We start from the raw sequence: 15459 nt of genomic DNA, 5'->3' as shown, positions 1-15459 counted from the left end.
TGCCGCCGTTCCACACGGATCAACTGCGTGCCTCGGATTACGGTGGTCTTTCCCGGGAAGATTCTCAGGCTGGAGATCCTCGCCTGAGTGAGATCACTACTAAGAAGACCCCGCTTGCCACCAGGGTCATGGCCGGACCGGCCGGCAGATTGACGTAGTAGGAGAGATAGAGGCCGGTGACCGCGGCCACGGTCCCCAACACCGCGGCCACCATCATGACCGGGACAAAACGCCTCACCAGCATGTACGCCGTGGCCGCGGGTGTCACAAGCATTGCCATGACGAGAATGATGCCCGCCGCCTGAATTCCTATCACGATGACGAGGGCGAGCATGACCAGAAAAGCGTAGTCTGCGAACTTTGCGCGCATGCCGATGACCTGCGCCCCCAGGGGGTCGAAGCTGGCGAATAGCAGCCAATGGTGGAAGGCGAATAGCCCCAGGATGACCATCACGGTTATCCCGAGGGACACATAGATGCCGGTGGGGGTTATTGCCAGGACCTGCCCTAGGAGCAGGTCTTCAATGTCGACCGTAATCGTCCTTGAAGTAGCCAGCATTACTAGTCCTAGGGCAAACATGGTCGCAAACAGAATGCCTATGGAGGTATCCGGGCTGAGGCCCGCACGCCGGCTCACCGTCCTGACCAGCACGGCAACGGACACCCCGACCGGGACTGCGACTATCGCCGGGTTGATGCCGACTATGAAGCCGAGCACCATGCCCGGAAGCACGGCGTGGGCAAGGGCGTCCCCGATAAAGGCGAGGTTCCTGGTGACGGCGTACGCGCCGACCAGCGGACACATCACGCCCACGAGGATCGAGCCGATGAGGGCTCTCACCATGAAGCCGTGCTCTAGGGGTACAACAACGAAATCTATCACGTCGAGCTGTTAGCTCTCCCCGTCCATGGCGAGGCACACACCGTGCGCGCCGTACAGCTGCTCCATGACCTCGGACGTGAACACCTGGTCAGGAGGGCCGCAGGCGCACACGTGGCGGTTCAGACACAGCACCTCGTCGAAGCGGCCGGCCAGGTTGGTGAGGTCGTGAGTCGCCAGAAGGATGATTCGCCCTTCATCCCGCAGGGTCCGGAGGACCCCGACCAGGGCTTCCTGGGCGCCGGCATCAACGCCGCTGAAGGCCTCGTCCAGCAGGAGCACGCTTGCCTCCTGGGCCAGCGCCCTGCCGATGAACACCCTCTGCCTCTGCCCTCCCGAAAGCTCCGTCATCAGAGCAGAGCGATGGTCCCACAGGCCCACCCGGCCCAGGCACGCATTGACGATCTCCCGGTCTTTCTTCCCGGGCCGCCGGAACCATCCCATCCTGCAGCAGCGGCCCATCATCACAACGTCCATCGCGGTCACAGGCAGCCGCCAGTTGACGCTTTCTTGTTGAGGCACGTATGCCAACGCTCCGCTCTCCTGCCCCCCGCGGTGAAGGGTCACCGTGCCCTGGCGAACCGGGAGGAGGCCTGCAATGGCATTGAAGAGGGTGCTCTTGCCGGCTCCATTCGGTCCGACAACTCCCATCAGGGTCCCCGCATCCACGTCGAAGGTGACGTTGCTCAGGGCCTGGTGCCCGCCGAACTCGACAGTCACGCCCTGAAGCGACATGCTCGCCCTGTGTGAGGTCGGACCGGTGGTCACTTCAATGCCTCGACAATGCGTTCCACGTTTGTCCGCACCATGCCGAGGTACGTGTCGGCGCCGCTGCCCTCCGGCCCGAGCGAGCCCGAGTAGAGCTGGACCACCGTCGCTCCAGTCTCCCTTGCCACCGCTTGCGCCAGCTTGTCGCTGACCGTCGTCTCGCCGAACAATGCCGGCACGTTGTGCTCCCATATCACGTCGACCAGTCCCGCGATGTGCTCCGCGGAGGGCTCCACATGGGTCGACAAGGACGGAATGACCAGCCCGACTATCTCGAACCCGTAGGCCGCTGCGAAGTAGGAGAGGCTGTCATGTGACGTAACCAGCAGCCTGCGATCCGGCGGCACCATTCTGACCTGCTCCTGGGTCCAGGCATGAAGCTCGTCCAGCTCTTGCCCGTATTCCGCGGCGTTCTGCATGTAGGCGTCCGCGTTCGCGGGATCTATGGCCGCGAGCCGAGTGGCTATCTCGTTGACTGCGACCTTCACCCGGATCGGATCGAACCAGAAGTGCGGATCATGAGGGCCGTGATGGTGGTGAGCGTGGCCGTCATCTTCGTGCCCGTGTTCATCTTCGTGTGCGTGCTCATCTTCGTGCGCGTGCTCATCTTCGTGCGCGTCGCCCGAGTCGGCGATACCTACGAAGGCCAGGCTCGACGGCGCCCCGCCGACGTGCCATTCCTCTTCGATCTCCATGTGCGTGAGATGGACCCCGAGGACATGACCGCTGTTCGGGTCGGCGACGTACATCATGTCGCCGACGACGACAATCGCGGGCGAGGGACTCCCGAACACCATCTCGAACGGGTCCACCAACTGCATGGTGCCGATCAGTTCGCCGTCATGGGCGTCGAACGCGCGCAGAACGCCGTCAGCCGCGAGCATGTAGAAGGTTTCGCCGTCGCTTGAGAACGCAGCCGCAGCACTGGGCTCAGCGAACACCTCGCTCATTTCGCCGTGGGCCACGTCTACCAGCCAGACGCCGCCCTGAACACAACACTCCCCGCCGGGAAAGAGGGTCGATTGGCCGAAGAAGTGGTCGCTTTGATGATGACCGAAATATTGGCCGATCGCGAACTCTCCGTATTCACCAGCCTCCGGTGGATAGGGAATGAGCTCACGCTCGTACTCGCCGTCGTGCGCGTCCAGGAAGAGCGTCCCGTCCCAGCAGCCGAAGACTGCGCCGTGCGCGTTATGCGATTCGCCGTGCAGGCGATGGCATTCTCCTGCGTCGAAGACAAGTTCGTTGTCGAACGTACGCACTTCAACACCTTCCGGAAGAATGTTCCAAAAGTCGGGGTTTTCGGCGTGCTCCGGATGCGGAGTCGTTACGGCGATGTGTCCCTCAGAGATCACCAGAGCTGCACCATGTTGCGGCCCGGCCTCGAGCACGATCGGTTCATAGTCGCCCGTCGAGTTGGCCAGATCTTGCTCGTTGATAAGGATCACATGGCCCTCGGCGTCGGCGAAGATCGTGGTCCAGCCGTGGGTGTTGACGTAGTGGACCGGCATCTCCTCGACGATCTCGAGCGAGTGGCGTGACACGGGCTCGCTGACCAGGTCGTAGTGATCGCCGTGTGGGACGAGGAACACCCCGCCGTCGAAGATGTGGATGCGGTCGTCGCCGTCCTCCGGCCCGCGGGCGAGGACGATGGCGTAGCGATGGGTGGGACTGGGGTACACGGTCGCGCCGGGCGCGGCGACCTCGAAGATCCCGCTGTCAACGTCATCGGTCGACAGATCGATGACGGAAAGGTGCGCTCCTGCCGCATCAGCAACGACCAGGCGGCCCGCGATCATCTCGCCATGGGAGTCCTCATCATGATCAGCGTCCTCGTTGTGGTCGTCGTGATCGGCATGGTCGTCATGATCATCGTGATGATCCGCCTCACCCATCTCGTCGTGGTCATCGTGATCATCGTCCGCGAACTCCATGGGATCGACGAAGTCACCGAGCGGGACTATCCGGGACTCATCCGCGCTGGCGCTGTGTAACAGATCGTCCAGCCAATCGGCCTCCAGACCGAGACCGACAGTGAACACGACATCCGCATCCGCCACTCTGGCAACGTCGCGCGCTCCCGGCTGGAATGAGTGCGGATCACCACCCGGTGGCAGCAGGCCGAAGACCTCCACCCTGTCTCCACCTACTTCTCGAACCCAGTCAGCCACGAAGTTGGTGGTTGCCACCACCTGGATCGGTGGCAGGGAGGGTGTGGCACTCTCGCCGGCAGCAGCCGGCTGCGTTCCTACCGTTGGCTGCGTGTCCTGGTCATCCCCGCAGGCCAGGAGTGCCATACAGAACACAACCAGGCTTACAGTCAACGACCGGGCCAGACGTCCAGAACTTGCTTTACGATCAAACATCGCCAACACTCTTAATTTCTCCTTCTAAAAGAGCCCTGGGGGCTTGGAGGGACAGATGATACTGATAATGATAATCATTCTCATTTCCTACATCTCGGGCGGGGCGAAGTGCCTAGCCGCTCGAGACACGGTGGGCCGCCTCGGTCTGTGCGGCAATCAGCGAGCTGTAGGCGCGGCCGCGAGCAAGGAGGCCTTCATGGGTGCCCTGCTCCACGACTCGCCCTCTTTCGAGAACGACGATCCGGTCGGCGCTGCGGATCGTCGACAGCCGGTGAGCGATGACGAGGGTCGCCCGTCCCTGACGGACAGCATGGAGCGCCAGGTTGAGTTCCTGCTCGTTGCGAGTGTCGAGACTCGACACCGCTTCGTCGAGTACCAGTACCGGTGAGTCCTTCAGCAGAGCGCGGGCGATCGCGATGCGCTGGCGCTGGCCACCGGACATCTGGACGCCGCGCTCCCCCGCAACCGTGTCGTAGCCGCGGGGCATCGCGGTGATGAACTCGTGCGCCAGGGCGGTCCGTGCTGCGTCCTCGATTTCGGCGTCGGTGGCGTCGGGGCGCGCCATGCGGAGGTTCTCCCGCAGACTCGTATTGAAGAGATAGATGTCCTGGGGCACCCACGCAATGATCTCCCGCAGGAAGCGCTGGGGCAGATGGCGCACGTCATGCCCCCCGATGGCGATGGTCCCGGTGTCAGCGTCCCAGAAGCGCATGAGCAGGCTCGCGCAAGTGGTCTTCCCCGCCCCGGAGTGGCCGACGAGCGCCACAGTCTCCCCGGGCGCGATCTCGAACGAGACATCCTGCAGCGCGGAAGTCCCGCCGCCGGGGTAACTGAACGTCACTCCCGCGAAAGCGACCCGGGGTTCCACCTCGGAATCCGGTGGAGTAGCCCCCGGCGCGTCCGTAACGGGCGCCGGTTCGCGCAACAGCCGGAAGGCGCGTTCGGCCGAGGCGAAGACGATCCCGAGACTCTGGGCCACCTTCGCGATGGCGAGGATCGGGACGAAGACAAAGATGGCGAGCGTGATCACCACGGGGTAGTAGGCAGGGTCTAGGTCACCACGGGAAACGCGGTTCGCTGCAACCGCAACGACGCTCAGCATGCCGCAGCTCATGAACGCCACGACGGCGGCCTGCTCGATCCCGGCGCGCATTCCGTAGATCAGCTGCGAGCGGACCAACCGGTTGCTGTGAGACTCGAGGTTGGCGAGGAACCTCCGCTGGGACCCGAACGCCACCAGCTCGCGCAGGCCCTGCACACCGTCCACGACCTCCGCGTTCAGATTGCCGAGTTCGGCCCTCAGCGCGTCGCCCTGCCTGGCGGCGCGGCGCCGCAGCACGAATGGCGCACCCGCGACCAGACCAGCGAAGGGCAGGAGCACGAGCGCAAGGGTCCAGTGCATCGCTCCGAGGGTGGCGAACGCCAGGAGCGGAACCACGACGGCCACGACGAAGGTTCCAACGGTGTGGGCATAGAACCACTCGGCGGTTTCGATGTCCGCCATCGCCGTAGAGGCCACGTCGCCGGACCGCCGCTGGATCAGGTACCCGGGGGCGAGCCGCTCGAGAGCGGAGTAGAGGTGGCCGCGCAGTTCCGCGAGGATCCGGTAGGCCAGATCATGAGCCACCCACATCTCGGCCCAGGCCATCACGGCGCGAACTAAGACGGCGGCCCCCAGGGCCAAGGCCGGGGTGCGAAGGTCGGCGGCTGTCGTGCCAACCGCGACCTGGCCGACCATGTAGGCGCCGAGCGCCGCGGCGGCGATCGTGGCGCCCTGGTTCAATATGCCCGTCACGATTGCGAGCGCCATGAGGCCGAAGTAACCCCGGATCATCCAGAGGAGTTGCCAGAAGCCGGACGAGAACCGGGTCGCCTTCTGCCCGCCCTGCGCCGGCGCTGTCCTCGGGTCGGCCATCGTGGTCATGAGATGCCTTCCCGCTGGGCGCGCACCAGCTGCGCGTAGTGGCCGCCCCGCAACACGAGATCCCCGTGCCGGCCCGACTCCGCGACCCGGCCGTTGTCGAGCGCCACGATGCGGTCCGCGTGTACCACTGACGAGAGGCGATGGGCGATGATGATGGTGGTCCGCCCCTGCGCGAGGAGGCTGAGTGCTTGGCGGATCGCCGCCTCGTTGGCGCCGTCGAGGTTCGAGGTGGCCTCGTCGAGGATGAGCACCGGCGCGTCCTTCAGGAGCGCCCGGGCGATGGCGATGCGCTGGCGTTCACCGCCCGACAGCTTCGCGCCGCGCTCGCCCACGATGGTGTCGTAGCCGTCGGGAAGTGACTGGATGAACGCGTGGATGTTCGCCTTCCGGGCGGCATCCCGGATTGCCTCCGGTGTCGCGTCGGGACGGCCGATCCGGAGGTTGTCCCCGATGGTCCCGCCGAAGAGGTACGTGTCCTGGGAGACGTAGCCGATGGACCGCCTCAGGTCGTCCAGGGGGATGTCGCGGAAGTCCGCCCCGCCGAAGGTCAGCCGGCCTTCCTGCGGATCGAAGAACCGGAGCAGGAGGGATGCGATCGTGGTCTTGCCGGCGCCGGAACTGCCGACGATCGCGACCGTCTCGCCCTCGCGAATCTTCAGGGACACACCCTCGAGGGCCGGGCGGGCATCACTCGAGTAGCGAAATGTCACGTCGTGGAGGGCGATCGTTCCGCCGGGCGATGTGGCGACGCCGGTCCTCCCGACGGCCGCGTCACGTATCCCCGGTTCGGTATCGAGCAGTTCGAATATGCCCGTCGAAGCGGAAATGCCCATGTAGCCGGCATGCCAGTAGGCATCCAGTTCGACGAGGGGTCGAAAGCACTCGGCCGAGAGGAAGAGGATGACCAGCAGCGCGGCGATGCCCAGTTCGCCGGCGGCGACCTGGAAGCTTCCGATGCCGACGGCGAGTGCCACGCCGGCGCTCATCGCGAACCCGACCAGTCCATTCCGGATCATCGAGATCGAGAGCTGCGCCATGGTGGCTCGGTAGAGCGCCTGGCTCGCAGCCCGGAGCTGCTCTCCTCGCCGTTCGCTCGCGTTCAACGCTTTCAGGGTGACCATGCCCTGCATGGAGTCGACGAACCGGGCATCCAGCGACGAGTACGCGGCCCAATGCCGCTGGCCGTACTCCCCCAGGATGCGGTCCCAGATCCGGGGGATAAGCGGCACGGCCAGCGCGAAGGCCAGGACGACAACGCCGATGAGCGGATCGAGAGACACGATGACGACGACGATGCAGATGGGAACGACTACCGACACCACGGCATGGGGCAGGTAGTAGCCGACATAGGACTCGAGTGCTTCGACGCCATCGACCAGCGTCGCCTGCACCTTGCCCGTTTCCGTGTGCTCCAGGTAACCGGGTCCGAGCAGGAGCAGCTGAGCGAACAGCCGGAGGCGCAGCTTGGTCTTGACGGCGGCCGAGACCTTTTTGGCCAGGACTTCGCTGCCGAAGATCAGCGCGGCGCGAAGCAAGGTCAAGCCGGCGACGGCTGCGACAAGGCCCGCGATCGCAGTCCAGCCACCGCCATCCAGGATCTGCCGCACGGCCAGCGCTATCAGGACCCCCTGGGCAACCCAGGTCGCGGAGACGGCCAGTCCAAGCGCAATGGAGAGGGCCAGGAGCCGGCGCACGCCAACAGTCAGCCCCACGATTCGCCCGTGGATCATCATGTGCGGTCTTTAGCGCCTCCGCCGACCGTACCGGTCCGGGTCCATACCTATATTGATAATGAGAATCATTATCATTAGTGTAGTCGAGAGACAGAGAAACGCCCGGAGTAGGAGAGTCGGAATGTCGCGTGTCCAGGTACCCAAGGCCAGACCCGGTCGGATAGCCCGGACCGCCGCCGCGATATTTGCGCTGTTGTTGGTAGCAGCGGCCTGCGGCGGCGATGAAGCGAGCGACACCACCGTGGCCACCACCGCAATGGCCGAGACCACAACCACCACCGCCGCACCCCCGACAACCGACGACCACGACCACGAGGAAGAACACGAGGAAGAACACGAAGACGACCACCACGAACACGAAGACGAGGACGCCGAACACGAAGACGAGCACGAAGACGACCACGAGGATGGGGCGATGGCTGATCAGCCGCGCACCGTCGAGGACGCCACGGGTGAGATGGTCACGCTGGAGGCGCCGGCGGTCCGGGTTGTCTGCCTCACCGGACTCTGCGTGGACACGATGTTCGTGCTCGGAATCAAGCCGGTGGCTGCGAACGACTTGCTCCACCGCGATCCCGCCTACTGGGGACCGGACGAGACCGAGATCGGCCCCGTCAGCGGCTCATTCTTCGAGCCGAGCCTGGAAGACATCGCCCAGGCGGAACCCGACATAGTCATCGGGCTCGGCGGAGTTCATGACGGCCTGCGCGCCGCCCTCGAGAGCATCGCACCGCTGTTCATCGTCAACCCGATCGGCGTCGAGGGGATGCTCGCTCATGTCGTCGAGGTCGGAATCCTTCTCGGAATGGAACACGAGGCCGAGGACGCGGTGGCGGCATTCGAGGCCCGGCTCGATCAGTACGTTGCGGGAGTCACCACCGAGAGGTCCGTCATGGTGGTGTACGGGTCCGACGTCAATATCGGCGCCGAAACGGTGTGCACGCCGGCCATAGATGCGCTGGCTCACGCAACGGCGTACCCCCCGGAGTTCACCAGTTGTGATGTCCACAATCCGTTCGTGAGCTTCTCCGTGGAGCAGTTGCTCGCTGTCGATCCCGATGTCATCTTCGTCCAGACTTACGGATTCGGGCCTACACCCCCGGAGCCGGTGTCCGAGCAGCTCGTAGACAATGTGATCTGGAGGGAGCTCGTGGCAGTCCAGAACGGCGAGGTACACGAGGTGGACTTCTTCATCTGGGGTACATCCCGAGGCATTAACGGCACGAACTTCGTACTCGACGAGGCGATGCCGAAGATCTACCCGGAGGCGTTCCCGGCCCCTCTGCCTTGATCAAACCCCCGGGCGCGGCGGCGGCTACGGGCTGGTCCTGGTTACGGCTGATCGCCGTCGGAGCGATCCTCGCGGCGCTTGCCGTCCTCGCCGTGGTCCACCTGAGCACGGTCGAGCCGAGGGTGGCGCCCGGGCAACTTCCCGGCATCCTGCTGGGCGAATCCGGCGACCGGATCGAACGCCTCGTGGTCCGTGAGCTCGGGCTGCCGCGCCTGATCCTGGCGCTGCTAGCCGGCGCGGCGCTCGGCCTCTCCGGGGCCATCCTTCAGGTCGTTCTCAGGAATCCCCTGGCCTCGCCGGGGCTGCTCGGCGTATCGGCAGGAGCATCTCTGGCAATGGCGATCATCCTGCTGCTGAACGCACCTGTCTTGTTCGCCCTGCATCCCGTCGTGGCTCTCGCCGGGGGACTCGGCGGCGCCCTGATCGTCCTCGCGGCATCGCGGGGGGCGCGAACACCGGTGGAAGCCGCGCTGACCGGTGTCGCGGTTGCGGCGCTCCTGAATGGGATCATCCTCGCGATTATCGGCCTCGCCGCTTCATCCGGCGCCGTGCGGGTCTTATTCCTTTTCACGGTCGGCAACCTCTCGGGCAGGACATGGGATCATGTCCGGCTCGTGTGGCCATGGGTTCTTGTGGGGATTCCTGCAGCATTCCTCCTCGCCCGAGGCGCCAACGTGCTCCAGCTGGACGAGGATGTCACCTCATCGCTGGGGATGCCGGCCAGGCGCATGCGCGGCGTCTTCGTCGCACTGGCCGCGTTACTCGTAGGGAGCATTGTGGCCGTCGCCGGGCCCATCGCCTGGGTCGGGCTTCTGACGCCACACATCGCTCGGCTTATAGTCGTGCGGCCGGACGCGAGGCTTCTCTTTCCGGCGGCCACAGTGATCGGAGCGCTCCTGTTGGTGGCGTCCGACGTGCTTGCCAAGGTCGTGATCTATCCGGGCGAGCTTCCCGTGGGGCTGTGCACGACCCTCCTGGCCGCTCCGATGATCCTCGTGCTCCTCCGCCGCCCGAATCTGAGACTGACCCGTTGACGTGACATCGACGCGTTCGTTCGTGGCCCTCATGCTGGCGGCCGGCGCTGCGGCTATCGCCCTCTTCATCCTCCACCTCGGACTGGGCACCGTCTGGATCCCACCGGATCGTGTCGTCCTCGCCCTGGTGGACGGATTGACGGACCCCACGGACCGGACCATCGTCTGGGATCTGCGGCTGCCTCGCGCGATTCTCGGGCTCCTGGTGGGTTGCATGCTGGGCCTCTCGGGAGCATTGCTGCAGGTCGTCATGCGGAATCGCCTCGCCGAGCCCGGACTCACCGGCGTCTCCACGGGGGGGATTCTCGCTGCGGTCCTCTTCCTCGCGGGCACATGGGGCCTGCCTCAGCCCGGGCGGCTGCTTCCGTTCGTCGTGCTCCTCGGCGCCCTGGCCGGAGGGATACTGGTGCTCTTCGCGAGTTCGGCGCGCGGACGCATCGATCCCATTCGACTGATCCTCACGGCGGTAATCGTCAACGCGATCCTCGGATCGCTGACCGCGATCGTGATGCTGCGATCTTCGTACGCCCTTGGAAACATCCTCTCCTGGCTCATCGGGTCGCTGCATGGCCGCATCTGGGACGACGTCTGGCTGGCGCTGCCATGGGCCGTCGTCGGCGTCGCAGCCGGGTTGCTGGCCGCCCGGGCCGCGAACCTCCTCCAGCTCGACGACGAGTCAGGCCGCGCTCTCGGCCTCCCGTTGCAGCCTGCTCGAGTCGTGCTATTCGGGCTGGCCGCGGTCCTGGCTGCCGGGGCTGTGAGTGTCTCAGGAGCCATCGCATTCGTCGGCCTGATGGCGCCGAACGCCGCCCGGGCCATCGTCGGCGCCGACGCTCGCCGGGTCCTGCCCCTGGCCGCCCTCATCGGCTGCGTGCTCCTGCTGGCGGCTGACCTCGTCGCCCAATCGTTTTCCATCAGGCCGCCGATTCCCTCCTCGGCCTACCGGGTGGGCCTTCCGGTCGGGGCCGTGCTGGCCGTCTTCGGAGCGCCTCTGCTCATCTTCCTTATCCGGCGGAGCGTCAGATGAACGAGATCGAACCGATCAGGCTGGCGCAGGTAAGCGCCGGCTACGGGAAGCGGATGGTGCTCGATGGCCTCGACCTGGGGCTGCAGCAGGGCACCATCACCGCAATCGTGGGGCCGAACGGGTCGGGGAAGTCCACGGTGATCCGGGCGATGGCCCGGCTGCTTCCGGCGCGGAGCGGCGTCGTACTCCTCGACGGGCAGGACATCCGGAGCTTCGGATCTCGCGATATCGCCCGCCTGGTATCCGTCCTTCCCCAATCTCCGTCGAGCCCGCCGGGGTTGACTGTTCGCGAGCTCGTCGAGTTGGGCCGCTTCCCCCATACCGGGCTGTTCGGACGGCTCGGCGCCGAGGGCACGCTCGCCGTGGAGTCTGCTCTTGCGCTCACGCGTTTGGCCGATTTCGCGGAGCGTCCCCTGGACGAACTCTCCGGGGGCGAACGCCAGCGCGCTTGGATCGCGCTCGCCCTCGCTCAAGGCGCCGGCACCCTACTTCTGGACGAGCCGACCACATTTCTCGACGTCCGGCATCAGTTCGAGGTTCTCGACCTCGTCGCGTCCCTATGCGCGAGCGGCGATATGACGGTCGTCATGGTGCTCCACGACCTCGTGCATGCAGCGAACTATGCCGACCGTGTCATCGTCATGGATGGTGGCCGGATCGTGGCGGACGGCGCGCCATCCGCAGTGCTCACCGTCGAACTTATGCGGACGGTCTTCGGGGTAGCGGCGAAGATCTTCACGGACCCCGAATCCGGTCGGGTGATCTGCCTGCCCATCGGCCCCGGCGGTAGCTGATCTCACCAGCGAGCCGGATGGATCAATCTCACGGATGGTGGCCCTCTACCGTTTAATAGGTAATGAACCTGCCGCCTTTTCAGAGGCTCGTCGACGAGCACGCTCCTGCACTCCACCGCTTCCTGTGCGGGATGGTGGGCCTGGACGCGGCTGACGACTGCCTGCAGGAGACCCTCCTGGCGGCGCTGCGTTCTTACGAGGGGCTACGCCACGACGGGAATCTCAGAGGCTGGTTGTTCACGATTGCCCGCCGCAAGGGCATCGACCACGTACGGAGGTACGCTCGGGAGATCCCTTCGCCCGCTCCCCCGGACCGGCCCGCGCAGCCCGAGGCCCTACGCGATGCCGACCTCTGGAACCGGGTGGCCGGCCTTCCGACCAAGCAACGCACCGCCGTCACCCTGCGGTACCTGGGCGATATGCCCTATGCGGATATCGCCTCGGTCATGTCCATCAGCGCACCGGCCGCCCGCCAGAACGTGCGCGCCGGCTTGGCCTCCCTCCGAAAGGACTTCACATGAGCAGAGTCGCCGACCGGATCAGGAACCTACCGTCTGGTGGGCATGCGGACGCCGTGAGCCGCTTCACGCAGCGGGCGATCGAGGAAGGGTCGGCCCAGGTCGGCTACAGCGCGGTGGAGTCACCCATCGGTGATCTGACGGCCCTGGTGACCTCACAAGGCCTCCTAGCCCTGGCGTTCGAAACGGATGACCTGGATCGGATCATGGAGACGGTGGCGGCCAAGGTATCGCCCCGCATCATCCGGACACCGTCGGCTATCGAACGGGTGCGTTCCTGGCTCGACGCCTACTTCGGCGGCAGGTCGGTTCCCGACCTGAGCGTCGATCGTTCTCTGATCACGCCCTTCCAAGACCGGGTGCTGGTAGCCACCGCCGGAATACCGCCGGGCGAGGTCCGCACCTACGGACAGGTGGCCGCGCTGGCCGGAAACCCGAAGGCGGCCCGGGCGACGGGGAGAGCGTTGGGGGCAAACCCGATTCCGGTCGTACTCCCCTGCCATCGCGTGGTCGCCGCCGACGGCAGCCTGCACGGCTACGCGGGAGGTCTCGACCGCAAACGACTCCTCCTCGATCATGAGCGGGCAATGTCCGGCATGAAGTTCCTGTTCGATCAGAACCTGTCTCCCAAGCTAGAGGACGAACTGCGAGATCTCTTCCCCGGGTCCGTCCACATCAATCACGTTGGGCTCCAAAACGCTGACGACCCGGCGATTTGGGAATATGCCCGGAGTCGTGCATTCGCTATAGCTTCCACGGACTCCGACTTTCGTACGCTGAGTCGCAAGCTTGGACATCCGCCGAAGGTCGTTTGGATCCAGCCAGGCAACTTGAAGCCGCAAGAAATCGTACGGATGCTCCATGAAAAGCATCATGATCTGCTCGCATTCCACAAGAACGACGTAGACCTTTTCGAATTGAGTTGAGCTGTTGGCCTATCGCCGCCAAACGGAAGGCCGCGACCGCAAACGACTCTTGCTCGATCACGTGCGGGAGACGACCACCCGCCGCTGAACCGCCGCCGACGGGCACCCGGCGTTCTGGCCACGGGCGAGCGTGGCTCTCGCTACTCGAACAGCACCGTCTCCACCGTCTCGATGCGTCCGTCCGGGGTGAAGCGCCACACCTCGATGTGGCCCCGTCTCAGGTCGCCGTGTTCGTCCCAGTCCACCGAGGAGGCGACCCCTTCGTAGTCGACCTCGCGGCCGTCAGCCAGCAGCCGGAGCCCCTCCGCCACCCCCGTTGCGGTACCGGGAACGACCCGGCCCGGTGGACCGCCTATCTCCCGCAGCTGGTCGCGGATGGCGGCGCCGTCGAGACGTCCGGCGGCCTGGGCGGCGAGCGCCAGGGCCACGGTGGCGTCGTAGGTCTCCTTGACATAGGTCATCTCGGGCAGGAAGCCGAATTCGGCGCGGAATGAGTCCTCCCAAGCCGGGGCGGCGATGCTGTCAGGACTCGGCGCTCCGGCCGTGCCATACATGCCCCCCAACGCGGCTCCGCCGATCTCCTCGATCAGCCGAGGTCTCTTGGCGGAGTCGCCGAACACGAACTGCCTGAACAAACCCTCGTCGAGAGCCTGGCGGACGATGGTGAGGGCTTGGTCGTCGTAGGTGACGACCACCAGCGCCTGCGCTCCGGCACTTACGCTCAGCCGAATCTCGCGGAGATAGGATTGCTGGCCGTCGCCGGCGGCCACAGCCTCCAGCATTCCGTCCCACGCCTCCGCAAAGCTCTCCGCCAGCCCGCGGCCATAGGCATCGTCGCGGTAGATCAGACCCACGTTGTCGAAGCCTCGATCCCTGCTGACCCGGGCCAGCACCGGGCCTTGTGCCGTGTCGGAGAGGGTCGTGCGGAAGAAGAAGTCAAGGTCCGCGGCCTCCGTCAGCTGCGGGGAGGTGGCGGAGGGGCTGATGGTGGGGATCGCGGCGGGGCCTGTTACCTCCTCGACGACCGCCAGGGCCGCAGCGCTGGCGTTGGGGCCGACGATGGCGTGTACGCCCTCCTCGAGCAAGCCCTGTGCCGCCTCAACCGCCGGGCCTGGGTGGCGGGTTGCGTCTCGGGTCACCCCCTCCACCGGATGACCTAGCACGCCGCCGCCGTCGTTGATGTGCCGGATGGCCAGTTCGAATGCTCGCTCCCGGTCGGCCGAGACATCGGGAGCGCCGGAATAGTCGAGCATCAACCCGAGCTTCATCGGTTCGTACCTATCCGCCCGGTCGCAACCGGGAACGAGGAGGGCGACCAGCAGAACACTGACGGTCAACCGGTGGGTGAAATATGACCCGCCCGAGGCGGTGCCCGCTCTAGGTGCGCCGGTCCTGCTGCTGGCGATCACGCACACTTCCAGTGGTCGGTCCGGCAACTCTAGTTTCCCAACCCTCGCGGCCCGACCCCGCAGAGGTGCACGCCCCGGCAGACAGGCCGGGTCGAGCCGAGCGCGTTCCGGCGGTAGCCTCACGGCATGCGGCCCACCGTGCTGATGAAGGCGGCGATGACACTCGACGGTCAACTGGCCGCCGCCGACGGTACGTCGCAGTGGATCAGCTCGCCGGAGGCGCGGCGGGATGGTCACCGGCTGAGGGCAGAGGTCGATGCGGTGATGGTCGGCGCCGGGACGGTCCGGGCTGACGATCCCCGGCTGACCGTGAGGCTGCCGCCCGACGGCGGTGGGGACGTGAAGCAACCGGTGCCCGTGATCGTGGCCGGGAAGGGCGGGTTGCCGCCCGATGCGCAGCTGTTCCGGCGTGATCCTGTCCTCATGAGCCCCACCGGACTCGACCTGCCCGGACGCGTGATCATCGCACCCGATTCCTCCGGCGACCGGGTGGACCTGGCCGCCGGGCTCTCCGAGCTCTACGCCATGGGTATCCGGCACCTCCTCGTGGAAGGAGGCTCGCGGCTGTTCCGCTCTCTCCTGGAGGCTCACCTCATCGACCGTGCCGTCTTCTACTACGGGCCGTTGCTGGCCGGAGGGGTGGGCGCTCCCCTGTTCCAGGGTCGGTGGAGCACGCTTGCTGACGCTCGCGTGGTGAGGGCGGGGGTCGGACGCCCTCTCGGAGAGTCGATCCGGCTTGATATCGACCTGGTCCGCCGAGGGTGACGTAGTCCGCCTGTGTCGAGCTGT

13 protein-coding genes and 1 pseudogene are annotated in these 15459 nt (G+C 65.8%); 7 read left to right on the top strand and 7 right to left on the bottom strand.

Annotated features, from left to right (window positions below; translation table 11 throughout):
* Positions 1 to 64 precede the first annotated feature (64 nt).
* The 6 genes and pseudogenes from ACOQPD_RS08150 to ACOQPD_RS08125 all read right to left on the bottom strand — a co-directional run bounded on the left by ACOQPD_RS08150 (position 65) and on the right by ACOQPD_RS08125 (position 7668).
* Positions 65 to 883, bottom strand: a complete 819-nt coding sequence (locus ACOQPD_RS08150) for a metal ABC transporter permease (protein WP_420611458.1) — start codon at positions 881 to 883, stop codon at positions 65 to 67.
* 9 nt (positions 884 to 892) lie between these two features.
* Complete coding sequence (locus ACOQPD_RS08145; protein WP_420611457.1) at positions 893 to 1600, bottom strand: metal ABC transporter ATP-binding protein; 708 nt, start codon at positions 1598 to 1600, stop codon at positions 893 to 895.
* Positions 1601 to 1644: 44 nt separating this feature from the next.
* Entirely contained in the window at positions 1645 to 3447 is a 1803-nt protein-coding gene (locus ACOQPD_RS08140) for a metal ABC transporter solute-binding protein, Zn/Mn family (RefSeq protein ID WP_420614369.1), read from the bottom strand.
* Positions 3448 to 3552: 105 nt separating this feature from the next.
* Positions 3553 to 3945 (bottom strand): annotated as a pseudogene (locus tag ACOQPD_RS08135) (metal ABC transporter substrate-binding protein); the annotation flags it as partial.
* Between the two features lie 181 nt (positions 3946 to 4126).
* The gene (gene cydC / locus ACOQPD_RS08130) at positions 4127 to 5938 is read right to left on the bottom strand and encodes a thiol reductant ABC exporter subunit CydC (RefSeq protein WP_420611456.1); all 1812 of its coding nucleotides are present in this window, start codon (positions 5936 to 5938) and stop codon (positions 4127 to 4129) included.
* Entirely contained in the window at positions 5935 to 7668 is a 1734-nt protein-coding gene (locus ACOQPD_RS08125; RefSeq protein WP_420611455.1) for an ABC transporter ATP-binding protein/permease, read from the bottom strand. The genes cydC and ACOQPD_RS08125 overlap by 4 nt, the downstream gene beginning before the upstream one ends.
* A gap of 124 nt (positions 7669 to 7792) precedes the next feature.
* On the opposite strand from ACOQPD_RS08125, the gene ACOQPD_RS08120 reads away from it, so the two are divergent.
* The 6 genes from ACOQPD_RS08120 (at position 7793) to ACOQPD_RS08095 (ending at position 13261) form a co-directional block, all read left to right on the top strand.
* Positions 7793 to 8962, top strand: coding sequence for an ABC transporter substrate-binding protein (locus ACOQPD_RS08120; RefSeq protein ID WP_420611454.1), 1170 nt, complete (start codon positions 7793 to 7795; stop codon positions 8960 to 8962).
* Entirely contained in the window at positions 8959 to 9996 is a 1038-nt protein-coding gene (locus ACOQPD_RS08115) for a FecCD family ABC transporter permease (RefSeq protein WP_420611453.1), read from the top strand. Before ACOQPD_RS08120 ends, ACOQPD_RS08115 begins: the two co-directional genes overlap by 4 nt.
* Position 9997: 1 nt before the next feature.
* Positions 9998 to 11023: a FecCD family ABC transporter permease gene (locus ACOQPD_RS08110; RefSeq protein WP_420611452.1), complete on the top strand. Its 1026-nt coding sequence runs from the start codon at positions 9998 to 10000 to the stop codon at positions 11021 to 11023.
* Positions 11020 to 11817 carry an ABC transporter ATP-binding protein gene (locus ACOQPD_RS08105; RefSeq protein ID WP_420611451.1) on the top strand — a complete coding sequence of 266 codons (798 nt, stop codon included), beginning with the start codon at positions 11020 to 11022 and terminating at the stop codon, positions 11815 to 11817. The genes ACOQPD_RS08110 and ACOQPD_RS08105 overlap by 4 nt, the downstream gene beginning before the upstream one ends.
* Before the next feature lie 62 nt (positions 11818 to 11879).
* Positions 11880 to 12338 carry an RNA polymerase sigma factor gene (locus ACOQPD_RS08100; RefSeq protein WP_420611450.1) on the top strand — a complete coding sequence of 153 codons (459 nt, stop codon included), beginning with the start codon at positions 11880 to 11882 and terminating at the stop codon, positions 12336 to 12338.
* The gene (locus ACOQPD_RS08095; RefSeq protein WP_420611449.1) at positions 12335 to 13261 is read left to right on the top strand and encodes a DUF5615 family PIN-like protein; all 927 of its coding nucleotides are present in this window, start codon (positions 12335 to 12337) and stop codon (positions 13259 to 13261) included. Before ACOQPD_RS08100 ends, ACOQPD_RS08095 begins: the two co-directional genes overlap by 4 nt.
* Positions 13262 to 13401: 140 nt before the next feature.
* Here ACOQPD_RS08095 and ACOQPD_RS08090 read toward each other — a convergent pair whose 3' ends face one another.
* Positions 13402 to 14697: an ABC transporter substrate-binding protein gene (locus ACOQPD_RS08090; protein WP_420611448.1), complete on the bottom strand. Its 1296-nt coding sequence runs from the start codon at positions 14695 to 14697 to the stop codon at positions 13402 to 13404.
* Between the two features lie 99 nt (positions 14698 to 14796).
* Between ACOQPD_RS08090 and ACOQPD_RS08085 the strand changes: the two genes are divergently transcribed.
* Entirely contained in the window at positions 14797 to 15435 is a 639-nt protein-coding gene (locus ACOQPD_RS08085) for a RibD family protein (RefSeq protein ID WP_420611447.1), read from the top strand.
* Positions 15436 to 15459: the final 24 nt, after the last annotated feature.

This window comes from Candidatus Spongiisocius sp. (assembly GCF_965221825.1).
GTDB lineage: Bacteria > Actinomycetota > Acidimicrobiia > Spongiisociales > Spongiisociaceae > Spongiisocius.
Note: the sequence above shows the minus strand (reverse complement) of the source record. Positions and strands in the feature narration are given on the sequence as shown.